The organism is Thiomicrospira sp. R3 (genome assembly GCF_029581415.1).
GTDB lineage: Bacteria > Pseudomonadota > Gammaproteobacteria > Thiomicrospirales > Thiomicrospiraceae > Thiomicrospira.
On the sequence record NZ_CP121121.1, the window covers coordinates 891,317 to 917,414 of the forward strand.

Annotated in this window: 26 protein-coding genes, 2 tRNA genes and 1 pseudogene; 8 read left to right on the forward strand and 21 right to left on the reverse strand. The window is 42.6% G+C overall.

Translation table 11 applies throughout. The features are described from left to right. Positions 1 to 31 precede the first annotated feature (31 nt). Together P8S55_RS04475 and hybE are read left to right on the forward strand one after the other, a co-directional pair. Positions 32 to 544, forward strand: coding sequence for a TorD/DmsD family molecular chaperone (locus P8S55_RS04475; RefSeq protein ID WP_289225081.1), 513 nt, complete (start codon positions 32 to 34; stop codon positions 542 to 544). Beyond that, positions 541 to 1,164: a [NiFe]-hydrogenase assembly chaperone HybE gene (hybE, locus tag P8S55_RS04480; protein ID WP_289225082.1), complete on the forward strand. Its 624-nt coding sequence runs from the start codon at positions 541 to 543 to the stop codon at positions 1,162 to 1,164. The genes P8S55_RS04475 and hybE overlap by 4 nt, the downstream gene beginning before the upstream one ends. On the opposite strand, the gene P8S55_RS04485 is transcribed toward hybE, so the two are convergent. The 13 genes and pseudogenes from P8S55_RS04485 to P8S55_RS04545 all read right to left on the reverse strand — a co-directional run bounded on the left by P8S55_RS04485 (position 1,161) and on the right by P8S55_RS04545 (position 13,301). Beyond that, entirely contained in the window at positions 1,161 to 2,381 is a 1,221-nt protein-coding gene (locus P8S55_RS04485; RefSeq protein ID WP_289225083.1) for a PQQ-dependent sugar dehydrogenase, read from the reverse strand. The two genes, hybE and P8S55_RS04485, sit on opposite strands and share 4 nt — an antisense overlap. 66 nt (positions 2,382 to 2,447) lie before the next feature. After that, positions 2,448 to 3,416, reverse strand: a complete 969-nt coding sequence (locus P8S55_RS04490) for an IS30 family transposase (protein ID WP_289225084.1) — start codon at positions 3,414 to 3,416, stop codon at positions 2,448 to 2,450. Between the two features lie 88 nt (positions 3,417 to 3,504). Further along, positions 3,505 to 3,624: pseudogene (locus P8S55_RS04495) on the reverse strand (type I restriction-modification system subunit M N-terminal domain-containing protein); the annotation flags it as partial. A 2-nt stretch (positions 3,625 to 3,626) separates the two neighbouring features. Further along, on the reverse strand, positions 3,627 to 4,685 hold the full coding sequence (locus P8S55_RS04500) for a PDDEXK nuclease domain-containing protein (protein ID WP_289225086.1): 1,059 nt from the start codon (positions 4,683 to 4,685) through the stop codon (positions 3,627 to 3,629). Positions 4,686 to 4,720: 35 nt separating this feature from the next. Continuing rightward, the gene (locus tag P8S55_RS04505; protein WP_289225087.1) at positions 4,721 to 5,716 is read right to left on the reverse strand and encodes a virulence RhuM family protein/type II toxin-antitoxin system death-on-curing family toxin; all 996 of its coding nucleotides are present in this window, start codon (positions 5,714 to 5,716) and stop codon (positions 4,721 to 4,723) included. A 29-nt stretch (positions 5,717 to 5,745) separates the two neighbouring features. Then, on the reverse strand, positions 5,746 to 7,869 hold the full coding sequence (hsdR, locus tag P8S55_RS04510; RefSeq protein ID WP_289225088.1) for an EcoAI/FtnUII family type I restriction enzme subunit R: 2,124 nt from the start codon (positions 7,867 to 7,869) through the stop codon (positions 5,746 to 5,748). An 85-nt stretch (positions 7,870 to 7,954) separates the two neighbouring features. Beyond that, the gene (locus P8S55_RS04515; RefSeq protein ID WP_289225089.1) at positions 7,955 to 8,383 is read right to left on the reverse strand and encodes a hypothetical protein; all 429 of its coding nucleotides are present in this window, start codon (positions 8,381 to 8,383) and stop codon (positions 7,955 to 7,957) included. A gap of 9 nt (positions 8,384 to 8,392) precedes the next feature. Continuing rightward, positions 8,393 to 8,770 carry a P-II family nitrogen regulator gene (locus tag P8S55_RS04520; protein ID WP_289225090.1) on the reverse strand — a complete coding sequence of 126 codons (378 nt, stop codon included), beginning with the start codon at positions 8,768 to 8,770 and terminating at the stop codon, positions 8,393 to 8,395. A 9-nt stretch (positions 8,771 to 8,779) separates the two neighbouring features. Next, the gene (locus tag P8S55_RS04525) at positions 8,780 to 10,513 is read right to left on the reverse strand and encodes a DUF1538 domain-containing protein (RefSeq protein WP_289225091.1); all 1,734 of its coding nucleotides are present in this window, start codon (positions 10,511 to 10,513) and stop codon (positions 8,780 to 8,782) included. Between the two features lie 24 nt (positions 10,514 to 10,537). Then, positions 10,538 to 12,040, reverse strand: a complete 1,503-nt coding sequence (locus tag P8S55_RS04530) for a DUF1538 domain-containing protein (RefSeq protein WP_289225092.1) — start codon at positions 12,038 to 12,040, stop codon at positions 10,538 to 10,540. 6 nt (positions 12,041 to 12,046) lie between these two features. Continuing rightward, positions 12,047 to 12,448, reverse strand: a complete 402-nt coding sequence (locus P8S55_RS04535) for a CBS domain-containing protein (RefSeq protein ID WP_289225093.1) — start codon at positions 12,446 to 12,448, stop codon at positions 12,047 to 12,049. Beyond that, positions 12,448 to 12,798: a P-II family nitrogen regulator gene (locus P8S55_RS04540; RefSeq protein ID WP_289225094.1), complete on the reverse strand. Its 351-nt coding sequence runs from the start codon at positions 12,796 to 12,798 to the stop codon at positions 12,448 to 12,450. Before P8S55_RS04540 ends, P8S55_RS04535 begins: the two co-directional genes overlap by 1 nt. Positions 12,799 to 13,073: 275 nt before the next feature. Then, positions 13,074 to 13,301, reverse strand: coding sequence for a PDDEXK family nuclease (locus P8S55_RS04545; RefSeq protein ID WP_289225095.1), 228 nt, complete (start codon positions 13,299 to 13,301; stop codon positions 13,074 to 13,076). A gap of 71 nt (positions 13,302 to 13,372) precedes the next feature. Here P8S55_RS04545 and P8S55_RS04550 point away from each other — a divergent pair, with 71 nt between their 5' ends. From P8S55_RS04550 to P8S55_RS04560, 3 genes are all read left to right on the forward strand, one after another. Next, positions 13,373 to 13,495: a hypothetical protein gene (locus tag P8S55_RS04550; protein ID WP_289225096.1), complete on the forward strand. Its 123-nt coding sequence runs from the start codon at positions 13,373 to 13,375 to the stop codon at positions 13,493 to 13,495. Positions 13,496 to 13,678: 183 nt separating this feature from the next. Further along, a tRNA-Phe gene (locus P8S55_RS04555) sits at positions 13,679 to 13,754 on the forward strand. 40 nt (positions 13,755 to 13,794) lie between these two features. Further along, positions 13,795 to 13,878, forward strand: a tRNA-Leu gene (locus P8S55_RS04560). Positions 13,879 to 14,076: 198 nt separating this feature from the next. Here P8S55_RS04560 and mnmE read toward each other — a convergent pair. Genes mnmE through P8S55_RS04575 form a run of 3 tightly spaced genes read right to left on the reverse strand, consistent with a single transcriptional unit; the run spans position 14,077 to position 17,098 of the window. Further along, positions 14,077 to 15,456: a tRNA uridine-5-carboxymethylaminomethyl(34) synthesis GTPase MnmE gene (gene mnmE, locus P8S55_RS04565; RefSeq protein ID WP_289225097.1), complete on the reverse strand. Its 1,380-nt coding sequence runs from the start codon at positions 15,454 to 15,456 to the stop codon at positions 14,077 to 14,079. After that, positions 15,437 to 16,162: an MlaA family lipoprotein gene (locus P8S55_RS04570; RefSeq protein WP_289225098.1), complete on the reverse strand. Its 726-nt coding sequence runs from the start codon at positions 16,160 to 16,162 to the stop codon at positions 15,437 to 15,439. Before P8S55_RS04570 ends, mnmE begins: the two co-directional genes overlap by 20 nt. 12 nt (positions 16,163 to 16,174) lie before the next feature. After that, positions 16,175 to 17,098: a hydrogen peroxide-inducible genes activator gene (locus P8S55_RS04575; protein WP_289225099.1), complete on the reverse strand. Its 924-nt coding sequence runs from the start codon at positions 17,096 to 17,098 to the stop codon at positions 16,175 to 16,177. Positions 17,099 to 17,403: 305 nt separating this feature from the next. On the opposite strand from P8S55_RS04575, the gene P8S55_RS04580 reads away from it, so the two are divergent. After that, a complete protein-coding gene (locus P8S55_RS04580; RefSeq protein ID WP_289225100.1) occupies positions 17,404 to 17,967 on the forward strand; it encodes a nitroreductase family protein in 564 nt (187 codons plus the stop codon). Positions 17,968 to 17,978: 11 nt separating this feature from the next. Here P8S55_RS04580 and P8S55_RS04585 read toward each other — a convergent pair whose 3' ends face one another. From P8S55_RS04585 to P8S55_RS04600, 4 genes are read right to left on the reverse strand one after another with little or no spacing between them, the layout of a single operon-like run. Next, complete coding sequence (locus P8S55_RS04585) at positions 17,979 to 19,622, reverse strand: acetolactate synthase large subunit (RefSeq protein ID WP_289225101.1); 1,644 nt, start codon at positions 19,620 to 19,622, stop codon at positions 17,979 to 17,981. A gap of 9 nt (positions 19,623 to 19,631) precedes the next feature. After that, a complete protein-coding gene (locus P8S55_RS04590) occupies positions 19,632 to 20,249 on the reverse strand; it encodes a thiol:disulfide interchange protein DsbA/DsbL (RefSeq protein ID WP_289225102.1) in 618 nt (205 codons plus the stop codon). Positions 20,250 to 20,258: 9 nt separating this feature from the next. After that, on the reverse strand, positions 20,259 to 21,425 hold the full coding sequence (gene ccsB, locus P8S55_RS04595; RefSeq protein WP_289225103.1) for a c-type cytochrome biogenesis protein CcsB: 1,167 nt from the start codon (positions 21,423 to 21,425) through the stop codon (positions 20,259 to 20,261). Positions 21,426 to 21,446: 21 nt separating this feature from the next. After that, positions 21,447 to 23,441 (reverse strand): cytochrome c biogenesis protein ResB, encoded by a 1,995-nt coding sequence (locus P8S55_RS04600; protein ID WP_289225104.1) that lies wholly within the window; start codon positions 23,439 to 23,441, stop codon positions 21,447 to 21,449. A gap of 177 nt (positions 23,442 to 23,618) precedes the next feature. Here P8S55_RS04600 and yihA point away from each other — a divergent pair, with 177 nt between their 5' ends. Then, entirely contained in the window at positions 23,619 to 24,230 is a 612-nt protein-coding gene (gene yihA / locus P8S55_RS04605; RefSeq protein WP_289225105.1) for a ribosome biogenesis GTP-binding protein YihA/YsxC, read from the forward strand. On the opposite strand, the gene P8S55_RS04610 is transcribed toward yihA, so the two are convergent. Continuing rightward, entirely contained in the window at positions 24,227 to 25,057 is an 831-nt protein-coding gene (locus P8S55_RS04610) for a M48 family metallopeptidase (RefSeq protein ID WP_289225106.1), read from the reverse strand. The genes yihA and P8S55_RS04610 overlap by 4 nt on opposite strands. Before the next feature lie 111 nt (positions 25,058 to 25,168). On the opposite strand from P8S55_RS04610, the gene hemF reads away from it, so the two are divergent. Then, positions 25,169 to 26,089, forward strand: coding sequence for an oxygen-dependent coproporphyrinogen oxidase (gene hemF / locus P8S55_RS04615; protein ID WP_289225107.1), 921 nt, complete (start codon positions 25,169 to 25,171; stop codon positions 26,087 to 26,089). The last annotated feature ends 9 nt before the right edge of the window (positions 26,090 to 26,098 follow it).

Consider the following 26,098-nt stretch of genomic DNA (forward strand, 5'->3'; position numbering starts at 1 on the left):
CCTGGTTGTTAATACCTCAAAAAGGAACAGTATGTCCGTACAAATTCAAGAACTCACACTCTTAGCTGGTCTATTGGCTGAACCCTGTGAAGAATCATTATCCGTATTGCAAGAAGTCGCAGATCAACTGCCTTGGCTCAGTGCCGAAGCGCTCGAACAACTTCGCCAAACCCCGCTTGAACAATGGCAAGCCGAACACACAGGTTTGTTTGTTAGCGGCCACCCGAAAACCCCCTGTATGCCTTTTGAATCCGTATGGCTAGAAGGCCAAATGATGGGCGAAGCAATGATGGCGGTTAGCCAACTTTATCAAGCAACCGGCTTTAAAGCTAACCCAGACCTACCTGCCGATTTCTTGGGCACACAACTGAAGTTTTTAGCCCACCTGATTGAATATCATCGTGAAAATGAAAAACTAATGCACGAAGTATTGCTCAATATGAGCGCTTGGATTCCCAAGTTTGCTACTAGTGTGCGAATTCATGCCCACCTTAAACTCTACAAAGACTGGGCTAATCGACTTGAAGCCTTGTTTAACCTATGAACGATTTAACCCAAAAAACCGGATTTTTAATCAGTGGCGTGGAAGCCGATGACTTACCTGAACAGATTGTTAACGCCTTTAACCAGGTGTACTGTGATGACTTTGCCGATGCGTTTATGGGCGTTAATCATGCGCTCAACACCGAAATACGCGGTTGGCAAACGCAACAAAACTGGGCAAAAGGCGGCTTATTAACCCCTTGGATGTTAGCGATTGTTTATTTTCCGCTCAATTATGCCGCACTCAAGGGCATGGTATTGCCTGATGACTGGAAAACCAACGTCTGTGCCGAACGCGCTTATCACGTTATTGGCCCGCTGATGCCCTTGATGATTGAAGAAAAAGCCTATGCGACGCACCTCAACTTTCACCCAAAACTTGGGCATTATTGGCTTCAACCCCTGGTGCAAAACATGGCGCGTTATAGTGATAATCAGGCCGCGTTTGCAGCCTGGAACGACGTAGTGGAGTTTCGAAAAATCGTGCGAGCGCAAAAACAAGCCGAAGAAGCCGCCAATGCTGAACAAGCAGAAAACCCACAAACCGCCGAACAAAAAGAACAGCAAGAAGCCATCAGCCGACGTGCCGTATTATCAAAATGGTTTAAACAAGAGCACTAATCCACCGGACGTAAACGCAGAATCTGCCCGCTATCGGTGCTGACATAAATAAAACCCTGATGATCCACTGCCAAGGCACGAATGCGTTCATTCAACTCAGTCAACAAACGCTCTTCCGCCAACGCCTCGCCTTGCTTGTTAAGCGTCACTCGATTTAAGTGACGCAATACCAGCGCCCCCGAAAACAAACTGCCCTGCCATTGCGGAAACGCCGCGCCGCGATAAACCAACAAACTCCCAGGCGCAATCGAAGGCGTAAACACCTTAACCGGATCAACCATACCCAGCTTACTGGTCACCCCAATCGCCTGATCACCCCAATATTCTTGTCCCTGCGACACCAACGGCCAACCATAGTTTTCACCTGGCTGGATTAAATTAATCTCATCACCGCCGCGCGGGCCATGTTCGTTTGACCACAAGCGCCCGGTTGCAAAATCAAACGCCATGCCTTGTGGGTTGCGATGGCCAAAGCTCCAAATCTCGTCCAACACCTCAGGGTTACCAACAAACGGATTATCCTTTGGCACACGGCCATCTAAATGCAAACGCATAATCGTGCCGATGTGATTCTGGGTGTTTTGACTTTGCAGGCGTTCGCCACGATCGCCCACGCCAAAAAACACATAACCCTGATCATCAAACGCAATCCGACTGCCAAAATGCAGACCACTGCCGGTGGCCGAGTCAGTAATCAACAAATCTTGCCAATTTTGTAAACGATTCGTTTGGGTTAAATCCGGCAATTGCGCCCGTGCTAAGGTGGTTCGCGCACCAAATTCATCCGGATAACTATAGGTAAAATACAACCAGGCCTGGTTGTGGCCGTCGCCAAATCCATCATCTGGCAAAAACTTAACATCCAATAACCCGCCCTGCCTAACATTCGCCACGCGAGGCAAACCCTGCAACCAACTAATCTCACCGTTACGCATATCAAGCAGGCCTGCTTCACCGGAACGCTGAGTAAACACCAATTGGTGAGGGCTAACAAAATCCATCCCCCACACCACCCCTAAACCTTTAGCTAAATGTTCCACGTGAAACCTTTTATCGGCATGCGCAAACGATAACGACATCATCAGCACCAATAAACCAGCCGTTATTTTTTTAACCCATGACATCTTCGTCCAGCCGAATAGTGATCGGTTTTTTTGTTTCGTGGCATAAGGATTCGGTTTGGCTTTCATGGTTGAAAAATCATATTCGTCTTTCATTTTTTGTTTCCCCTGTAAAACTGTTTTTTAATCTATCTTGAATTCGCATATTAAGTGCAATCTCATTTAAGCCGCTAATAAATCAACCGCTTTTCCTAAAAACAGCTCAACAGGTTGCTTTCCTTCTCGTGTTTTTCGGGGGCGAGTGTTGAGCCGGTACATAACAAAATCTATTTGCTCTTGGGTAACTTCATTAAAGTCGGTTCCCTTTGGAAAATACTGACGGATGAGGCCGTTGGTGTTTTCATTTATGCCTCTTTCCCAAGATGAGTAAGGGTGTGCAAAGTAGATCTTTGCGTTTAATTCTTTTGCCATACGTTCGTGGTCGGCAAATTCTAAACCATTGTCATAGGTTATGGTATGAATCTGCTCGGCCATAGGCTTGAGAACTTTTATGGCTCTATCTGCAAGGTCACTGGCATTCTTGCCCATAAGCTTGACGATAATTGTATAGAGCGTTTTTCTTTCAACCAATGTATAAATCGCGCTTTTTCGGTCTTTGCCGATAATGGTGTCACCTTCCCAGTCGCCAATTCGGCTTTTTTCATCGACAATCTCTGGGCGCTCGTCAATGCTAACCGCATTCTTGATTCTTCCACGTCGATCATAACTTCCATAGCGCTTTCTATGCGTTTTGTGTAAATGCCTAAGGTGTTGATACAGTGTGCCTTGTTGCTTTTTATCGGCCAGAACCATGCGATAGATTGTTTCATGATGTAACTTTACAATGTCGTTTTTTTCAAGGTAGAAACAGACCTGATCTGGACTAAGCTCCTGTTGAATTAATATCTTCACCTTGTCCTTAATGGCCTCTGTGAGCTTAATGGCTTTTAGGGCAGCACCTCTTCGTTCTACACTAAATTGATTGGCCTGCTTAGGCCGGTATCCTCGCATCCCTGTATTGCGCTTTATTTCGCGCCCAATGGTTGAGGGGTGACGCTCTAAGTGCGAAGCAATTTCTTTTTGTGACAAGCCTATTTTCAAATAGGCTTGTATTTGGTATCGTTCATCAATGGTCAACTGTTTATAGTTCATTGCAATTTCCTGTGGTAAGAAAATTAGCATTCTATTTCAGTTGGCCTTTTTTCTTACAAGTTAATTGCACTTGTTATGCGAATTCAAGGTCTAAAAACTTGAGAAACAGCACCCACGAGGTTTGTTCGGTATAGTGCATCGCCCCGCTAATGCCGTCATCGCGACGCAAAATATCGGTAATTCGGTCTATTTTTTGTTGTAGTGACATGGTTACTCTTTTTTATTACTTAGGGATTGAGTGTTGGATTGTTCAGCCTTTAATTGCGTGATCAGTTGTTTTTCTCGTTCAAGCTCTTGGCGTAGTTCTTCTTCGCTTGGCAGTATTAGGCGGTAGCGGCTGGCGAAGAGTTGTTCATTGTCTTTCAGCACGGAATAGCGCACGATGGATTCGTCTCTATTGGTGCAGAGGATAATGCCAACGGTTGGGTTGTCGTCTTGGCCGCGCTTTAGGTCGTCGTACATTCTTACGTACATATCCATCTGGCCTATGTCTTGATGACTGAGTTCGCCGGTTTTTAGCTCGAACAACACAAAGCATTTAAGCAGGTAATTATAAAACACTAAGTCGATGAAGAAGTCTTTGCTTTCGGTGCTCACACGTTGCTGACGCGCCACAAATGCAAAGCCTTTACCCAACTCAAGTAAAAAGTCCTGCAACTTATCCATGAGCGCTTGCTCTAGGTCGGATTCTAGGAGTTTTTCAATGCCGTCTATGCCTAAAAATTCCAACATCATGGGGTCGCGTACAAAACCTTTTGGTTGAGGTTTTTTATCCTGATCGGCTAATTTTTGATTGGCTTCGTCGATAACAGCTTGTTTGTCTTGGCTGACCAATAACCGTTCATAGTAAAGCGTGCCAATTTGCCGTTCCAGCGCACGCGTGCTCCAGTTTTGTTCAGCCGCTTCGTTCATGTACCACTGACGAGCGTGTTCATCTTCCACTCGCAAAAGTCGGCGATAATGTGTCCAGCTTAATTCGGGACGCAGTGCGTCTCGAATTGAAAAGACTTGATAAAACAAGCGCATTTTACGTAAGTTTGTAACATCAAAACCTTTGCCAAATTCAACCGTCAGTTGTTCCGCCAACTGCTCTAATAGTTTAGATCCATATTGAGCACGATTTTCGCCTTGTTGTTCAAACTCGACAATATGCCGACCTATTTGCCAATAGGTTTGCACCTGAATCGTATCCACCGCGCGATAGGCTTGGTTTCTGGATTGTTGAATCAGGCTTTTCAGCTGATTTATTAATGGATTAATGGTCAACATGGCGTTCTCCAAATATTAAAGCCTGCCCTCTTTTATTATTTAACTTTCAGCTGTACAAAATGCTCTATTAGGCGAATAATCAGTTCTTTTTGGTCGGGTTTGCTTTCAGCGACCAGTAATGCCAAGGCCACTAGTGTATTGTCATTGATTAACTGCTCGACAGGTTTTGCTAAAAACCTTTGATTCAATCGCAAATACCATAAAAACAAAAATGAACCTGAGCGTTTATTGCCGTCCGCTAAAGGGTGATTTTTTATTACAAAATATAATAGATGTGCCGCGCGACTTGCGACATTTGGGTAAAACAACGTGTCACCAAAACCTTGTTCTATGGTGGCAAGGGCTGATACTAAGCCATCTCCGCGAAGTTGCCCGAATAGAGGTGTCGCCTCACCTTTATTAATGAGCTCTTTTTTAAGAGCTGCAATTGCTTCGAGCGCTTGATCCAACTCAATATGGATCATTGCAGCTTGTTGCGTTTTATTATCGTCTAAGCTTTGTTCATCATACCCTTGAAGCAACGACCAACTGCGCGCGTAGTCGCTAATCACGTCCAAAACGGCTTCACCTTCTAAATTAACCAGTGCTTGATTGGTCAGGGTGGCGCTTAGCAGGTTGATAGCTTGTTCAAATTCAATATGACGTTCTTGGAGCCGCTTTTCATTCAGTGCGTAACCCTCAACCAAATATTGGTTGAGTATTTGGGTGGCCCATTTTCGGAACTGGGTCGCACGTTTTGAACTTACACGATAACCAACAGAAATAATAGCATCAAGATTATAGTGTTTAATGCTGCGGCGCACTTGGCGCTTACCTTCTTGACGAACAACTAAGAATTCCTTAGTTGTTGCCTGATTATCTAACTCTTCATCTTTATAGATATTTTGCAAATGCATCAAAACGTTTTCAGGGGTAGTATCAAACAGTTGCCCCATCTGCAGTTGCGATAACCATACCGTTTCACCATCAAGCGAGACATGAAGTCTTACTTGGTCGTCATCGGTTTTAAATAGTTCAATGGGATTGCTCATTTTTTAATCCTTAAACCTACTTTTATTTTTTATGCCGCATAGTACAGCTGGTGCTGGAGTTGTTTAAACGCATAGAGCAGGAAGGCGGGTTTGCCGCCGAAGGCGTGTGAGGCGTCTTTGGTGGTGCCGAGTCCTGAGAGTTCAATCAGCGTTGGAATGCGGTCACGTGACAATTCGGTAACGCCCGTTTGCTCGTAGCGGTCGAGGACAAAATACAGGAAGTCTTGCGCTTTTTCGTGTTGGTATTGGGCAAAGAAATCTGGGTTACTGCGCACTTTATCAGCACGCGCTTTACGGGTTGCCATAGGTTGCTCAAATGCTAAAAAAGCGAGAAGGTCAAACATATCGCAGGCTTCGGCCTCGAACATGCGGCGTAATCTAGCCAATTTTTCTTTATCAAAACCAGCATGAATTAGTTTTTGTAGCAGTTGATCTCGCTGGTCGGGGTCTGACCAAATTTGACGCAGTTCATCGACTGTTTTAAACAGGCCTGGTAGTTGTTGAATTAACCGCTCTACAAACTCTTGAATCGTTAGGGGTTTGCCGTATTCGTCAATATAGCGCGTTTCAATATCAATGACTTTTAGCTCGCGGCATTTACCCAGCTTAATTTTTAAGCGGGTTTTCGGCGGGTCTTTTGGGCCGCCAATTGGAGGTTCAAGCTTTTCAGGGCCTTGTCCATAAGGCGGTTGTGGCTCTTTTACGCCGCCCGCTACGGGTGGTTCTGGCTCGCCGTCCCAATCGTCATCGTAAAATTTATTGGTCGCGCCTCTAAAGTCAATAATGGAGAAGTAGTCTTTGCCGTCAAACACCCGCGTACCGCGCACGCAATAATGCAGGTCTTTAATGCGCTTGTGTTTATTGATCATGTCGCGCATGGTCAGGGCGTGGTTTTGGTTTTCGCAAAACACGATGGTTTTGTCCATTGCGCTGATATTGTCGAGTATCGCTTTGGCGACCAATTCGGTACGATCATCAACGACAATTTTGCGGTCGTAGTCTTCGACTTGATAAATATCCTGTTCACTTTCGCCTTCAATCACCAGATCATCTTTAGTCAGCACCAGTTCATCTAAGTTGGTGCGGATACGCTTGACGCGGTAGGGTGTTAAAAAGCCGTCGTTTATGCCGTCTTTTAGTGAGTATTCAAATACTGGCTGGCCAAAATAGTCGTAAGTATCGACGTTATCGGTGCGCTTGGGGGTGGCGGTTAACCCTAAATGCACAGCACACCTAAAGTGATCCAAAATAGCGCGCCATGAACCCGCTTCATTGGCGGCGCCTCTATGACATTCATCAATCATTATCAGATCAAAAAAGTCAGCGGGATAGGCCTTGTAGTACCCATCAATATTTTCTTTTTCGGCAATTGCTTGGTAAATCGCAAAGAAGATATGCGCATTGGTGGGCACGATACCATTGCGCTTTCGCACCTCTTCGCCATTGACTTTGACCAGGTCTTTCTCATAGGGATTGAAGGTGTTTATCGCTTGATCGGCGAGGATATTACGGTCGGCAAGAAATAATATTCTTGGGCGGCGTGCGCCAAATTGATTACGATTCCACCGTGCTTGAAACAGCTTATGCACGATTTGAAACGCAATAAAGGTTTTACCGGTTCCAGTCGCCAGCGTTAATAGCACACGCTCTGCGCCACGACCTATTGCATCGGTTGCGGCATGCACCGCCAGCTCTTGGTAATAACGCGGCTGCATCGCGCCTTCTAGGTGAAAAGGCACATGTCTGAGGTCTTGACCTATATCACTGCTGATGCCGCTATAGCGTTGTTCAAGCATTTGGGGCGTGGGATAAAACTCAATGTACTCTCCCTGCCCGGTTGTTAAATCAAACTCGTAGGTTTGCTTGCCATTGCTTGAATAGACAAAACGCACTTTAAGCTTTTTAGCATATTCAATCGCTTGTTGCAGGCCTTTGGTGGGATGTTCGGATTCTTTTTTGGCTTCGATAATCGCTAAATAGCGGTTGTCTTTATGCAGCAGGTAATCGACAAAACAACGCCGACCACGCACACCACCCGCCATTTTTCGACCGTCAGTAAAGTAATGTTCACGAATGATATGTTTGGCTGACCAGCCAGCGGCATTTAAAGCGGGATCAATGTAATTAGCGCGGGTGTCGGCTTCGGATTGCATGGGCGGCTCGGTTAAATTTTTATTGATTAAGTAGTTTAACCAGGCCTGCTTGTTTGAGCAAGCCTATTGCCTATTGCTTAAACCCTTAAGTTTGGTTTTCGACGAGTCGTTTTAGGTTTTGAATGTCGGTTTCGCTAAGGCCGAGTTCGTTGGCAAGTTGCATGTCTTCTAAGGCTTCGGTCGGTATGCCTTCAGCGGGCAAAACGGGCAGTTGGTAATCGCTACAACCTGTTAACGAATGTTGATATATATACGCGCCTTCGGTTTGCTCAATTTTAGCAAGAGTATAGAGCTCTTCAAACACCTGTTCAGCATATTCAGCGGGTACAATTACTTTGAGCAAATCCATGTCTTCCCAACTATAATAAACACCTTTGGTTTGCTCATTGCGCACTGTTAAAAACTCGGTAGCAAGAATATAGTCTGGCTCGATATGTCCAAGAACCTCCGTTGAAGTACCTTGCGTAATAATTGCGCCAATTAGGGTTATAGGCTGGGTCAGCATTGGATTCATAATGGTTTCCTAGCAAGAGTGATGGGGTTGTTCAATACGTTGCAAAATATGCGGTGGAATATAGGCGGCGGCTATATCCAGCTTAGTGATATACATAATTCCCATGCCAGGCGTATCCAACTGCCCTGCCTCATACATACGCACAAAGACTTCATGTTCTTGTTCTTCTGAAACCATAATTTGAATCACTTCTTTTTCAGCTTCAACCGTTATGCTCAATAATCCAAGACGATCTCGCACCCCGGCACCGCGTCCATAATGAATGGAAGCACCCTGCGCTCCAGCCGCACGTGCTGCCGCAACAATATCATCGCCCTTGCCTTTTTGCACCATACAGGTAATCAGAGACACGCCAGTTAATAGCGTCATTTTCTTTTCAATACTCATCACTTCAACCTATCTTTGTAATTTTGCGTTTAGTGTTTGATAACACTTTTCTTGCAAACAAACTTTTAACCGAATCGCTAAACCGGTGAGTTGAACCGTAATAATCGGCCCAATCGACGCCAAGGCTAAAATACCAAAACCTTCAACCGCCCCCACGGCCAGCCCCAAGCCCAAACCCATTGCTAATACCAAAGGCACGGTCACCGGTCCGGTTGTCACCCCCGCGCTATCCCAAGCAATATTGACGTATTTTTCATCGGAAATAATGGTTAAAGCCATCGCTAGAAGATAGCCTGGCAAAATCAACCAAATCAACGACCAATCAAAAATCACCTTCGCCACACCCAGAGCAATACCGCCCCCAACGCCTACAGCCACCGCATACATGAGCGCTTGCTTTTTAAATGCTCCGTTCGTGAGGGTTTCAACCGTCATGCCCAAGGCATTCAAGGCGGGTTCGGCCAGGGTTGAGCCAAAGCCCAGTAAGTAGGCAAACAATAACGTAATAGCAATACCCAAGCCATACCAATAAAACGGTGAACCCTCGATACCTTGAAGTTCAGCAAAGGCCGCAGGAATGGTTGCACCGGTTTGCGCACCCAACATGGCAAGCCCATAACTTAATCCCAAGTTAAAAATAATCATCCCTAAAACAGTCAAACCTAAACCCAATATAATCACGCGACTATTCGCAAGTTTTTCACGCAACAAAAACACCAAAATCAGCCCTAAAAAGGCAATTAAAGGCACAATCGCACGCAAACCATTAATAATCTCGACTGAAGGCGTAATCTGATACCAAGCCGGTTCTAAAACCTCAATATCAGACACATGTGCAAGAATTTCATCGACACTGATCGCTGAATGGACATATAACGCTAATATTAATACTGCTAGAATCGGAAACAACGAGGCCAAGGTCACAATCCCAAAGCCACTCATTGATTGCTTACCGCTACCCGCTGCTGCCGCAATACCAATTCCTAAGGCTAAGACTAGGGGCACAGTAACCGGTCCGGTGGTGACCGCACCGCTGTCCCAAGCTAAACCAATCACACTGCTTAATTCAGGATTAAGTGCGACATACACCGTTAAGGCTAGCGTTGGAATCACCGAAGCAAAAATCAGCGGCTTGATACTCCAGTCATAAATAAACCGCAAAGTACCTATCAGCGCGGCAAGACCGACGCCAACGCCCACCATTAACACCAGTGTTTCGGTATAGATATTGAGCATCGCGTAGAGATAAGGCGCATCCTGCGCAATCACATTTGCGCCCGCCGCTTTCAATGCACCAATAGAGGGTTCGGCAAAGGTTACGCCAATACCCAGTAAAAACGTCACCAACAACAAGACCGGTAAACTGGATTTTTGCGGCAGTTTGTTACCTATAGTTTCGCCAAACGGCATTAAACCGAGTTTTAACCCCTCGATAAACAGCATTAAACCGATCACCACCGCAACCAGGCCTGCACTAATAATACCGGCATCGACAATCGGTTGACGCAGGATAATAAGTTGAAATAAAACAAGATAAATGGATAAAGGCAACACGGCACGAAGCTGGTCACTTAAACGTTCAGAAATATAGGGTTTAAGTAATCGCCAAGCATCATAGCGACTAAGTTTTATTTTTTGAAAAGCAGAATCAGGTGTTTCAACCAACTCGTTATAACGAATTGAATGGGCTTCAAACCGCTCTTTTTGAACCACTTGATGATAACGAATTGGTTGTTTTTCCATAACTTATCTTATTTATTTAATTAATTAAGGGGAGGCTCGGCTGGCGCGCTTGGTCATCCATTTAGCGAAAATACTGTATCCCAGTACCGTAATCATGGGGAATACCGAAGCAAACGCTATCAAGCCAAAGCCATCCATTAAAATATTGCGCCCTTCAATATTGCTCGCTAAATATATACCAAACGCGGTAATCAGCGGCACCGTGATTTCAGACGTCGTCACCCCACCAAGGTCAAACGCAAACGCGTGCATTTCTCTAGGCGCAAAAAATACCAGCAGCACCACTAAACTGTAAAGCAGAGTAATCATTAACCAAATATCCATGCCATGGACAATTTTGTAAGTGCCCAACAAAATGCCAAAACCCACACCGACCGCCACTAACACACGGATCAGGGTGACATTTAAACTCAGCTCTGAATACTTGTCAGCTTGCTTAATCACCGCAACCAGGGCGGGTTCTGCCATGGTTGTGCCAAAACCCACCAAGAACGCAAACAAGAAAATAAAGAACAAGCTATTCCTATCCACCAAGTTGCCCGCAATCGATTCACCAACTGGAAACAAACCTAATTTAATCCCAAGTATAAAGCCGTAAAGACCAATCACTAGGAAAACAAACCCTATCACCACACGAGACAGATTCGGTAAACGCTTACGCAACACCAAAAACTGGAAAATAAAAATCGTAATTAATATCGGCAGTATATTCAAAAAAGTATCAAAGATGCCGGCTAAAACCAGCATCGGTGCAAAATCAGCCAGTGAATAAGCTTCTTCAATCGGTTTTTCATAACCCACACCCAGCATGCTCAGATCATCACCCAATACAAAAATACCATACAGCTGAATACTTATCATCGGTGTAATCGCCGCCAGCGCCACGAAACCAAATCCATCACGCAATACACTGCGCCCGCGAATCGACGAGGCAATACCAATACCAATCGCCACAATCAGCGGCACGGTCGCCACATTAGTCGCTACCCCGCCTGAGTCATAGGCTAAACCGATAATTTCTTTTGGCGTAAAGTAGGTAATTAACAGAACAACAATATAGCCACTAATAATGATTTTTGACACAGACCAGCCAAACAAAGCGCGGACAATACCAAATGCGGTAATAGCCCCCACTGAACAGGCAATAATCAATCGCAAGGTAAAGGCATTAAGCTCACCCTGGGTGATTTCTTCAGCCTGCAGCGCAACCGCGATTATCGCGGGTTCGGCAATCGACGCGGAAAACCCGATCGCAAAACCAAACAGCGTAAACAATACCACCGAGCGTTTTTCTAAAAACTCATTCGACAAAGAATTTCCTAGCGGAAACACCCCGACCTCCAAGCCAACCAAGAAAAACGCCACCCCAATAATGATAATCACAAAACCTATGGCAATCGAGAGCACATTATCGGGTAGTGTTTGAAAAACCAATAACTGAAAGCCGACAATGATAATTAAAATCGGCAAAATGTTACGAAATGATTCAAATAGTGCATGCTTAAGTTGTTTTACGATCTCATGCATAAACCATTACTCAACCATCGAAAGTAGATGATCGCTCAAATCCGTAACACTTAAAACGCCTTTAAGCTCGTTGTTATCGGTCACCAATACGCGTTTTATATTTAACTCTAACATTATCTTAGCGGCATATTTAATGTCAATTTGCGAGGACACCGAAAAAGCGGGTTTGTTATAAACATCAAACACATTCAAGAAATCAATATCACCCTCTTCCACTAAAATCGGTTGAAGAATTTGTGAGTTGGTCACAATACCATAGGCATCGCAATCTGAGGTTTTATCAACAACAAGCGACTTTAAGCCGTGGGCTTTCATCAGCTTTAAAGCTTCTTTAAGGGTCGCATGCGGTTTAATGGTCACTACTTCAGTTTGCATTACATCCGCAACTAATACTCGTTTATCCGTCATTACAAACGCTCCTGTTGTTCAATGTTTTTCTCAAAATTATGTAACAACACTTTATCCAAGCCCACTAAATGATTAATTGGCGTGGTGAAGGCTAAGCCATTATTATGACTTTCATCAATATAAATCTTTAAGGCTTTTAAAACTCTGCGGGACATGCCCTCTTCAAGCACGTATAAAAGGACAGTTTGATTACCTTCAAAGGTGAGTGAAAAAAATGATTTTTTCTCCTCAACGCCACTGCCCTTAGCATCAATAATCGTTGCACCAGCTGCGCCGGCTTCTTTTGCAACGTTTTTTATCGCTGTTTCACAATCTGAAGGGGCGATCACCACCAATGCAACAAATTTCATAAAAACCTCTTAGTTAAGAAATAATACTGAATGACACAAGTTTGATTAAAGCACAATCAATTTTTTTATATTCCTTATTCTAGCTAATTTAAATTATTTTAGAAGAGACCTTTGCACAAGAACCCTTTGAAAAACTCAAAATATTCTGCTAAGCAACGTCATTCGCTCTTGGTTTCGGATAAAGATATCCAAAACTACATTTTAGAAAGAGCCTATCGTAATAAACCCTTAACAGAAGCACAAAAGCGTCACAACTAATTTTCTAATCAGGAGCGCTAGGGGTTAGTGTGTCCAAATATAGGGGCATTGAGCGCCTTCGCAATACTCCTTCCATCGGAATTACCCATTAGAAAGTTTGCAAGATATACCGTCATAAATGGATTGATATTAAACTCTTTAGGGTTTTTTAACTTATCGGTATTTTTTATGTGATTGACAACGATGGATGTTCTAAACCAGTTTTGGGCTTTGAGCAAAATATCTTGTTTTTCTTGCTTGTTCACACTGAATATTCCTTATAATTTTGTAACCCTGTGTAAGGTTGATTAATCTTAAATTCATTTTGGATGGCGGAATGGCAAAACACTTTTATACACTTAATCAAGCGTCTGAACTGCTTTTGGTTGCTAAAGAGGTCGTAAGAGCGCTTAACTATCAAGCGATTGAGGAAGAAATCATGGCGAGGTTTGCTTCATAACCAAGATTAACTACGTGCTTAATGTCACCAGGCCTGGTTGTTAGAAATTTTAATCAATTAAGTCCGCCACTTATTTCTGGTGAAATGAGTGGTTAGGGTGTCCCTGAACTATTTTGAACTATTTTTGAAATACTATTTGACACCGGTAAAGCCCGTATCTATAATACGCGCACACCGAAATTTGGCTGCATAGCTCAGTTGGTAGAGCAACGGATTGAAAATCCGTGTGTCCCTGGTTCGATTCCAGGTGCAGCCACCATATTAGGAAATCCCTTTTTTAAAGGTATTTTCAAAAAATTGCGAGCGTGGTGGAATTGGTAGACACACCAGATTTAGGTTCTGGCGCCCTCGGTGTGAGAGTTCGAGTCTCTCCGCTCGCACCATATAAAAAACCCTGATATTAAGTACCCCCACTTGATTTCAGGGTTTTTTTTGGCTAATTTTTTGTAAATAACTAGACTAAATAGCACGCTACTTAACGAAAATCACTGCATTTCACAGCAATCTATCGGTACTTTGCAACAATTAAACGCAAATAATTTTACGATTATGCTGGCAACGAGCCGACACTATCAAGATGTCTATTTTCCAATGCAAAACGAACTAAAAATCCGCCCTAGTAAATCATCTGAACTAAAGCGTCCGGTAATTTCTGATAACGCATTTTGCGCTAAACGCAAGTCTTCAGCAACACATTCACCCGCCGCATAGTGTTCCAATTGAAACTGGGCGTTTATCAACGCTTGCTGAGCAAGGTTAAGTGCATCAATATGACGTTTTCGTGCCATAAATACGCCCTCGTTGGTTTGCTCTAACCCCATCGACTGTTTTAAATGTTGAGTTAGTTTATCCAAACCTATTTTATGTTTAGCCGACAGATAAATCTCTGTCTTATTTTCTTTTATCACCAGGCCTGGTTGCGCATTTATTAAATCAATTTTATTTCGAATTAATGTAACGGGAAGCTGCTCAGGTAACTTATCAAGTATAGCTTGGTCTTCGGGATCAATCGTTTCGCCCGCCTGTACCATCACTAAAACATGATCAGCGGTTTCAATCGCTTGCCATGCGCGTGCAATGCCTATTTGCTCGACTTCATCGCCCGTTTCACGTAAACCGGCTGTATCAAGAATATGTAAAGGCATCCCATCAATATGAATGTGTTCTTTAACTATATCACGCGTTGTACCGGCTATTTCAGTTACGATCGCACTTTCTTTTCCACTAAGCGCATTCAGTAAACTTGATTTACCCGCATTGGGTCGGCCTAAAATAACTACCGACATGCCTTCTCGCAATAATACTCCTTGCTGAGCTGACTTTAAAACCTGCTGTATTGTTAGCATTAATTGATGTAATTGCCCGGATACATGACCATCCGATAAAAAATCAATTTCCTCTTCTGGAAAATCTATCGCTGCTTCGACATAAAGTCGAAGTTGGATTAATCCTTCAACTAACTGTTCAATTTTTTGTGAAAACTCGCCTTGGAGTGATTTTAATGCACTGCGTGCGGCTTGTTCTGATGACGCATCTATTAAATCTGCAATCGCTTCTGCTTGAGCTAAATCAAGTTTATCGTTAAGAAAAGCCTGTTGTGAAAATTCACCCGGCCTAGCCAATCGTGCACCAAGTTGAATTACGCGTTCTATCAGCCATTGTAAGATAATCGGCCCACCGTGAGCTTGAAGCTCTAATACATCTTCGCCCGTAAAAGAATGTGGTGCTTTGAAATAGAGGGCTATGCCTTGATCAAGGATTTGGTCATTTTCGCCATAGAAGCACCCGTAATGGATTTTTCTGACTACAGGTTGGCTCTTGAGCATTGATCTAGCAATCGGCTTAACTAGTGGCCCTGATACGCGCACAATGCCTATTCCACCTCTACCTGGCGGTGTGGCAATTGAAGCAATGGTGTCGTTAGTGGATTGGGTTATAGGATTAATCAAAGTCAAAATCATCAAGCGGTTGGATTTGAGTTATACCATCATTTAATTGGCGGCCTCGTTGTTGAAAATAACTCTCACGGTAAAACACATAGGGATCAGGCATGGTTTTTAGTAGGTCAACAAGATCGGTGACTTTAACATAATTATCAAACCCATCGGCAATAGAAAAGGCTATATGGCCGTCTCGCGTGGTTTGTATGATGTAAGAAAAGGTCGGATCTTGGGTATATTCAACGCCTTTGCCAAATAAATCTCTTACGGTATACCCACCTAAAAATGGCATCATTACAAAACTTGATTCATGCCAAACCCCCCATTTGTAGAGCGTATGACCAAAATCCGTTTTTTCATAAGTTAAACCAGCTGGGGTTGCGATATCAAGCAGTCCGCCCAAACCAAATACCGTATTTAGTGCAAAGCGCATAAAATCATTTAAGCCTTTTTCTACGTTTCCTTGCAAAAAATTATTGGTCATGTTCAATGGCATTCTTAAATTAATAAAAAAGTTGGATACGCCATCTCTAGCGGGTTTAGGTACACCTTTTTTATAGGCATTGCTGACAGGTTCACCTATATAATCGTGAAATCCCATATTGAATTCAAACATTGCACGGTTAAAGTTTTCATATCGGTCTTCAGGGTTAAAAGGTTTTGCAACCGATTGAAAACTAAGTGAAATTAGAATTAAAAATAATATTGAATAGGCTTTTTTAAACATAATTAAATTTTATTATTGAACCATTGTGATTGTACAAGGAATTTTAAGTTTTGTAACGGCATCAATCATAGTTTTTAATAAATGTTTACGTGGAAAAGTTTTTCGCCATGCGAGAGCGACTTGTCTTGGAGGTATAGCGGGATAAATAGGCCTAATGGCTAACATTTCTTCATCATAGGATTGAACAGAGCTGCAAGGTAATATGGTTACCCCTGCTCCTGATGCCACCATATAGCGGATGGTTTCTAATGAGCTTCCATCTAAGGTTTTTTGTAGTTTATGAGTTTGAAATTGAATTTGTTCTTTGTAACCAAATGCATCAATAACCTGATCTCTAAAACAATGGCCTTCTCCTAACATGAGTAAGGTTTCATTTTCAATTTGTTTCATACTGACTGAAGTTTGTTCAGCCAATGGATGTTTTTTGGGCAATGCGACCACAAAAGGTTCTGTATAAAGTGTAATGGTATCAATATTTGTATGCTCGAATGGTAAGGATAAAATTACAAAATCTAATTTACCATTGAGAAGTTTTTCAATTAGGATATGGGTGTAGTTTTCTTGTAAAACCAAAGGGGTTTTATCAGCCATTTGATGAAAGAGCGGGATAAGTTTAGGAAGTAGATAAGGCGCGATAGTATATATTGCACCTAACTTTACCTCTCCACTGTGATCACCTAAATCTTCTTTAGCTAATTGTTTGATCAAATAAGTTTTTTGTAATATATCTTCAGCCAATTGTACAATTTGTTTACCTATTGGTGTTATTAAAATTTCTTTTTTATTTCTTTCAAATAGATCAACACCTATTTCTTCTTCAAATTTTTTAATAGCTATACTTAAAGTAGGTTGACTAACAAAACAGGCTTCTGATGCTTTACGGAAATGCTTTTCTTTAGCTACTGCGACAATATATTTAAGCTCATTTAGCGTCATTTAGTTATCCCTATTATGTATTTATATATTCTTTGTTTTCTTTTTGTTGTTGTTATTGGTGAAGGCTTTAAAAGGTATAAAGAAGTTAATAGTATATAAATCAACTGTTTAACCTGTTACTAACCTGTTTAAAAAATAGCACTAAGCTTAGGGTATGGCTTGTGCGTGAATTGTGGATAAGTTTTTGAAAGATTCAATACCCAAAACTTGTCCACAGTTGTCCACAGCTTATTATAGAAGTTATTGGCTTGTAAGGGCAGCGGAAAAAATAGACAATAGATATGACTTAAAAATTGAGAATTATTATGTTTAGTAAACTTGCCAAAAAACGCCGTACAGCTTATCAATTTCAAACTACCCATGTCGATATTGAAAGTATCAATTTTTGCCTTGATGCTGCAATTTGGGCACCAAACCATGGCTTAACCGAACCCTGGCGTTTTTATGTTATCGGTGAGCAAACCAAGGCTAAACTAATGTCAATTTACGCCCAACTTCGTGCAGACAAACGAGCGCAACCCGATACAGAAGAACATCAGGCTATTTACCAAAAAGCTTGTCAGCGTTTTTTAGCTAATCCCTCAGTGGTGTTGGTGGGTCAAGTTAAATCATCTAACCCCGTGGTTTATAAGGAAGACTATGCGGCTTGTAGCTGCGCAATTCAAAACTTCCAATTAATGGCGACAGAATTAGGCCTGGGTGTGCAATGGAGCACGGGGCCGATTTTACAATCAGAAAAAACCTTTTCAATACTTGATATTAATCCTGATGAGATAGAGCTTATCGGTATTTTATATATGGGTTATCCTACTTGTGAGACTAATCAAAGGCGTAAACCTAGATCAGAAGTAACCTATTATTTTGCGTAAACTCAGCTTGTTTAAGACTGCATTTCAGAAATAATATTTCCGAGAAGTTGGGTTAGGCGGTCGTTTTGTGAGTAGTCTACTGGGCAGTCTATAATTGATACAGTATTGTCTTGTAGCGCTTGTTTCAACACTGGTAGAAGTTGATCAGCAGCCTCGATTCGATAGCCTTTAGCACCAAAGGATTGGGCGTATTGTACGAAGTCAGGGTTTTTAAAATCGATGTAAGCGGCACGGCCATATTTACGCTTTTGTTTCCATTCGATCAGTCCATATTGGCTGTCATTCCAAATCAAGATAACAATCGGTGTGTTACAGCGCATTGCGGTTTCGATTTCCTGTGAATTCATCATAAAGCCAGCATCTCCGGTCACCGCTACAATCGCGCGCTCAGGGAAGGCCAACTTGGCGGCGATGGCTCCTGGCACGGCAATACCCATGCCGGCAAAGCCGTTAGAGATGATGCATGTATTGGGTTTTTCAGCGCGGAACATTCGCGCCATCCACATTTTATGGGCACCAACATCACAAATAGCGATGTCGTCATAGTTCATAGCGGTACGTAAATCCCAGATAATTTTTTGTGGAAGCAGCGGGAAGGCGTCACTGTTGGCACAGCGGTTCATCTCGTTTTTGGTGGCATCACGCAAAGGATGATCAAGTTCGATTGTTTGAGCTTGATTAAGCAAACTGCGTAAAGATTGAATGTTTTTAGCAATATCACCCACCAACTCAATATCCGGCATATAGCTTGAATCTACTTCAGCGGGTAAGGTATCGATATGAATAATTTGGTGATTGTGGTTTGGGTTCCAAAGATGGGGGTGGTATTCGACCATATCAAAACCAATACATATCACCAGGTCTGCTTTAGAAAATCCACAGTTTTCATAATCACCCTTTTGTAAACCCGCCGTTCCCATCGCGGTGCGATTTCTAAAGAAAGGAATAACACCCTTGGCCATAAAGGTATTAACCGTTGGAATATTGAGCTGTTTAGCAAAGGCATAAACCTCACCACCTGCTTTAGCACGAACCGCGCCGTTACCGACCAATATTAAAGGGTTTTTAGCTTGTTGAATGGTTTGTGCCGCTTGTTTAATCAGCTGTTGGGCGGCGGTGGTTAAGCAGGTTTGGTTCACTTTTAAGGGTGTGGCATCGGTATCCATTTCTGCAATATTTTCTGGGAAATCAATAAAACTTGCACCAGGTTTTTCGGCTTGGGCGAGCTTAAAGGCTTTGCGTATGACTTCAGGAATGGTTTCGGGTTCTAAAATTTGGGTGGCGTATTTGGTAATCGGTTTAAACATACTGACCAAATCAACCACTTGGTGGGATTCTTTGTGCATTCGACTGGTAGCGGCCTGACCAGCAATCGCAACAAGAGGTGCGTTGTCCATATTGGCATCCGCCACACCCGTAACGAGGTTGGTAGCACCTGGCCCTAAGGTTGATAAACAAACCCCTGCTTTGCCAGTTAAGCGACCATAGACATCCGCCATAAACGCCGCGCCTTGTTCATGGCGAGTGGTGATAAATTCAATATCCGAGTCGAGCAATGCATCAACAAGATCAAGATTTTCCTCACCAGGAATACCGAAAATATACTCTACACCTTCTTTTTCAAGGCATTTAACAAACAATTTAGCAGCTTGCATAGTGGCTTCCTAAAGTTCTAACAATTGATCTACGTTTTGCCAAAGTTTTTCTTGGCCACCACTCATTGAGAGGCTGGTCATAAATTTACCATTGACCACAATACTAGGAACGCCATCAATTCCAAAGGCTTCAGTTAAACGCTGAGCACGACGTACCGCCTGATCAACCTTAAAGGAGTTAAAGCTATCAATAAAGGCCTGTTCGGTCACGCCAAATTGACTGTGAAATTTAGCGATAGAGGCTAAATTAGTCAAGGGTAATTTGTCACGATGCAGGGCTTCAAAAAACGCAAGGTTTGATCGTTCAATAATCCCCAAGTCTTCAGCGGCATAATAAACCTTGGCCATAAACACCCAACTTGGGTTATTTAAAACCGCCGGTAGACGTTCAAAGTGAACGTCTCGAGGTTTAGCTCGCAGCCATTGATAAAGACTTTCTTGTAAATTGTAACAATGTGGGCAGCCGTAAAAAAACACTTCGGTTACTTGTTTTTTATGAGGCGCAATCGATTGTATTTGGCGCAGGTTTTTATAATCAACCCCTGGTCGAACAGATGACCAGGCCTGCTTGCTTAACCCGCCTAAAAAGGCGAGTCCGCTTAGTTGTAATAAACGTCGTCTAAGCATAGTTTGCTCCTAGAGTTCACCATACGAATGTAAACCTGACAAGAAGATATTTACGCCTAAGAAAGCAAAAGTGGTAATAAATAAACCTACTATAGCCCACCAAGCCATTGGTGCACCGTGCCATCCTTTGGTCATACGAATATGCAACCAAGCGGCATAGTTAAGCCAAACAATTAATGCCCAGGTTTCTTTTGGATCCCAAGACCAGTAACCGCCCCAAGCTTCTGCCGCCCACATCGCACCTAAAATAGTGGCGATAGTGAAAAAAGCAAAGCCAATGGCAATTGCACGATACATTATGTCGTCCATGATTTGATGGCTAGGCAGTGCTGTGAGTAGTTTATTATTTGGGCTGCGTTTTTCAATGGACAAACGCAATAGCATGGCTAAACCTACCATCGCTGCAATAGAAAATCCACCGTAACCGATAAAGTTAGTGGGAACATGTATTTTCATCCACCAGCTTTGTAGTGCAGGAATTAGCGGTTGAATTTCATGCGCTTGGCGATCGAACACATACCAAAGTACAAACAATACCGATATGCTCATAACAATCATTACAAACCCGCCCATTGCGCGCGTTTTAAATTTTTGCTCATAATATAGGTACATAAGTATCGTCATTACAATAAACAGGATAAACACTTCGTACAAGGTGCTGACCGGAATATGGCCAAAATCTGGATGAATTATATGAGATTCCTTCCAGCGCACCATTAAACCGACAAATCCGAGGGTGGCGGCTGTCCAAGCAATAAAGGTTGAGAGCTTGTAGACAAACGCCGAATCTCTAAATAAGGCAAAGAAATAGGTCACGGTAACTACTAGCACTAAGAAATTCATCCACATAATCGCGGCTTGGCTAGAAATTAAATATTTTAGAAGAAATACGTGGTTTTGCGCTTCATAGTCGAAGTCATTACGGGCATACATCCATATAGCGAGTAAACTGATTGCCGTTACTACATAACTAAATGTTTGAAAGCTGCGCCAGTACCAGCCTAACCAAACAGCAGATAGCGCTGTACCGAATAGGATATAGACCTCATAAATATCCATTTGATCTTGATACACTTGCCAAGCGATGATTGAACCAATAAAGAGAGCCAGTGTCCAGATTATGTCTCTGGGGGTAAAAATCTCTAAAAAGGTTTGTTTTTTTATTGTCATATCCATAATGTAGCCGCCTCTTAACTATTAAGCCCTAAAGTTGGTAACGAGTTTTTCAAACTCTTCATCTGTTTCCGGAAGTTTTCGGTTGTCGCGCCCTGCAATCGTTATATCGGTTTGTTCGCCATTGCGTTTTAAATGAATCCAAACACGACGTTGACGAACATAAAACATAAAGAAGATACCCAGAGTAAGTAGTGCACTACCAAAATACACAACATTTTTCCCAGGTGATTTGGTGATTTGTAAACCGGTTGACCAACGTTGATCAAAACTAGTCATTTCAAAAAACATCGCTGGGCCATAACGATTAAGGCTACCAATGGCCGTAATCGCATCTTCAAACCAAACCTGATGGGTTTCGCTAATGTCGCCTTGTTCGTTAATCTCAACGCCCTCTTGCTCTAATACATGAAGATAAAGGGTTTGCAGAGAATTTGCTAATTGTCCAAAGTAAAAGGCCGCTACTTCTTCTTGTTGGTCTTGGGGAACATTTGTCTGGATAAAATGGCTAATACCATCAAAACCTGTTTCGCGGAAGAGTTTGACTAGTTGTTGCATGAGTTGCATATGTATTTCATAATTCGCACGTTCCATTTCAATTGGTTTAGGCATCGCTTGACGATATATACGATCGGCCTTGGGTGCATTGTTAATCAGTGCCAAAAACTCAAAGAAACGTTTTTTGGTTCTAAGATCATCTGCGGGGATAAATAAGTAACGAAAATCATCCGCCACGGTTGTACGAATGCCACTCATATAAAACCACCGACCCTCTTGCAGATCAGGAATCATGTAATTTTCATATTCCCAAGCGCGACCTTCTTCGTTTCTTACACGAAACAATACACTTGGGCCGTTATTTTTCACTTTACGTCCTGTCGCTAAGGCATCTTCTTCGCTGAGAGGCACAATATTGTGAAGTTTGAAATCATTAAATTCAACACGGAAGCGACCAGCAGGGGTAGTCAAGGATTCATGACGGTTTATCGCTGATTCAACTACAGTAGTGCTCACCATGGGTGATGCTAAAGCATAAACATTAAAATTAACTAAGGAGCCACCATCGCCATAGGAAGATTGATAAATTGCATAGTTTTTGTAATAAAGAGGGTGATTTACTTCAATGGTTTTTTCAATAGGTTCGTCAAGATCATCAGAAAACAACACTAGATCACTTGCATAGGTACGCGGCATACCGTTGTCATAATAATCAACTCGGAAGGCTTTGACTTCAATGCGGAAGGGTAATTGTTGGACTAGATAGCCCTCATTCCAAGGCAAAAACACAACATCGGCATCACGACCTTCGGTGATATTGACGCTACCGCGATAAGAAAAGTTAGATGGTGGTAACCAGGCACGTTTGTCCACTTCACTCAGAGGTACATTTCGAGTTTCAGCCTGTAAACTTCCTGTTAACTCGAAGTATTTTAAATAAATATTACTATCCATTAACGCACCAATACAGATAATAATGATCGATATATGGCTGAAAAAGTAACCGAGCCGATTCCAATGTCCTTTTAGACCCGCTACAGTAACCGAGCCATCATCACGTTGGTTAATGCGTGTTTTAAAGCCTTCGTGTTTTAAAAACTCACTGGCATAGGCTTTTTGTTGTTCAAAATCACCAGCGACTGCAAATTGGGTGTGATTTGGTTGATGCTTGAGGGCATTGATCGATAGTTTTTCGCTATATTCTTTCATGTCTTTGATAAAAATCGGCGTATTCCGGGTAACGCACACGCCAGTTGATATCAACAAAAACAGTAGAACTATCATAAACCATGCGGCACCATACACATCATAAAGCGCTAAACTGCGATAAACCTCATACCAAAAAGGGCCAAACTTTATAATATAGTCTTGAACGGGTTGATATTGTTGTAAAACAGTCCCGATAACTGAAGCTATAGCCAGCATAACCAAAAGTGTTATTGCTAGGTTCATAGACCCTAAAAATTCAAGCCAAACATTGGGTTTGCGTGAAGGTTTAAGTTTTTTGTTCTGCTCAGTCATAGTTTCTAATCTTTTGTTTTATGCTAATAAAAAAATGCAGGTAGAAGAGTATATACTTCTAGGCGCAAGAGTTAAAGACTCACATGTTATTAACCTAGTGTTCGTGTAGAGAATTATAAAACCCGTTTAGCTAGGTTAATAAGGATTAAAAAGGGAACACTAAAGGATTATTTATAAATGCAACATCCACTTTATCAAAAAGCGACCTATTTAAAGAGCGCGCCAAATTTAAGCCATTGCCCTGAAGATATCGGTTATGAAGTCGCGTTCGCAGGTCGATCAAATGCCGGTAAATCAAGTGCATTGAATGTTCTTAGCTCACAAAAAAGTCTGGCACGGACAAGTAAAACGCCGGGGCGAACTCAAATGATTAACTTTTTTCAGTTGGATGAACAACGCAGTTTAATTGACTTACCTGGTTATGGTTTTGCTAAGGTTAATGTCAATGTTAAAAAACTATGGGAAGCAGGCCTGGCTGAATATATTGAAAAACGTGAAGCGTTAAAAGGGCTAGTTTTAATGATGGATGTCCGTCATCCTTTACAGCCGCTTGATGTAATGATGCTGGATTGGACAAAAGATCTTAATTTAGCGGTTCATATTTTATTAACTAAATCCGATAAGCTGAGTAAGAATCAAGCTAGCCAATCTTTACTAGGATTACAAAAAACCTTAAAACAAGATTATCCTCAAGCGAGTGCACAGTTGTTTTCATCGCTTAACAAGCAGGGTTTAGACCAGGCCTGGTCTAAACTTGATGAGTGGATGGAATTCGAACGCCAGGCTTAAGGTGAGTTGGCTATGCGTTTTTTGCGAGCTTCTTCATAAATAGGCATTAGCCGAGCAGAATATTTAGTTAGGTCTTTAATACGCGAATCATAAGATGGGTGTGTACTTAAGAATTCGGGCGGTTGGTTGCCTTTAGACAATTCGGCCATTCGGTTCCAAATATCGATGGCTGCAGAAGGGTTATAACCCGCCATTGCGGCGAGCTCAATTCCAATTCGATCGGCCTCAACCTCGTGCACTCGGCTATAAGGCAATAGGATACCGACATTTAATAACGCGCCTGTAATGTCCAATGTAACCGCTTGTGCGCCTGTAAGTTGACCTACAATACTTAAACCGAGTTGAGTTGCTGCGGCCTGCGAAACACGTTCTCGGGCATGCTCACGTAAGTCATGAGCCATTTCGTGGCCCATAATTGCAGCAATTTCATCATCATTTAAATTGAGCTGATTGATAATACCTGTATAAAACATAATCTTACCCCCTGGCATAATCCACGCATTGATGGTGTCCTCTTCAATTAAATTTACTTCCCAATCCCAATCGACAGCATCCGTGCGAAAGTGAGCAGTATGAGGAACCATGGTAGTTAGAATAGTTTGTAACCGCGAATAAAGCGGTTTGTCTGTATTCAGTTTGCCTTCTTCTTTGGCTTGAGCGAGAACTTGACTATAGGCTTGTTGACCCGCCTCGATCATCTCTTTTTGGGATACCAAAAATGTTTGTTTACGATCAATACCAACCAGGCCTGATTGGGTTGTGTTGGTGATAGCACAACTGGTTAACATCAAAGCAATAAATACCACCGAAATCCATTTAAAAACCATTTTAGAGCCTCCAATTTAGCTGTACGGTTATTTTAAATCAAAACAAGGTTGGGCAAAACTTAACAGCGCTTTATAATCTACCTAAACATTATGAGAAGGGAAACAGTCTAAGTGAATATTGAACAGGTAAAACACTATCTTTTAGCTTTGCAGGATGACATTTGTGCGCAACTGGCTGAGGAAGATGGCAGCAAGGACTTTATTATTGACGCTTGGGAGCGCGTAGGCGAAGAAGGTGCAATGGGCTTAACCGGTGGTGGCCGCTCACGCGTAATGGAAAACGGGGCGGTAATTGAAAAGGGTGGTGTAAACTTCTCCCATGTGCGAGGCAAAACCTTGCCAGCGTCTGCCACGGCTCACCGTCCTGAGTTGGCGGGTCGTTCGTTTCAAGCGCTAGGCGTGTCGCTGGTGATTCATCCACGCAACCCCTATATTCCGACCTCCCATGCCAATGTACGTTTATTTATTGCTGAGAAAGAGGGTGAAGAGCCGGTTTGGTGGTTTGGTGGTGGCTTTGATTTAACGCCGTTTTATCCGTTTGATGAAGACGTTAAACACTGGCATCAAATGTCTAAAAATGCCTGTGACCCGTTTGGTGATGATATTTACCTAAAATACAAAAAATGGTGTGATGAGTATTTTTATCTCAAACATCGTAATGAAACCCGAGGGGTCGGCGGCCTGTTTTATGATGACCTTAACCACTGGGATTTTGAAACTTGCTTTGCGTTTATGCGCTCTGTCGGCGATCATTTTATCCAAGCCTATCGCCCGATTATGGCAAAGCGTAAAGCGGTGGAATACGGTGAACGTGAACGTGATTTTCAACTGTATCGTCGTGGGCGTTATGCTGAATTTAATTTGGTCTTTGACCGTGGCACGCTGTTTGGATTGCAAACCGGTGGGCGTACGGAGTCGATACTGATGTCCATGCCACCGCTGGCGGCTTGGAAATACGACTACCAACCCGAACCCGAAACAGAAGAAGCCAAACTTTATGATTATTTAACGCCGCGCGAGTGGTTGAGTTAACAAGGCCTG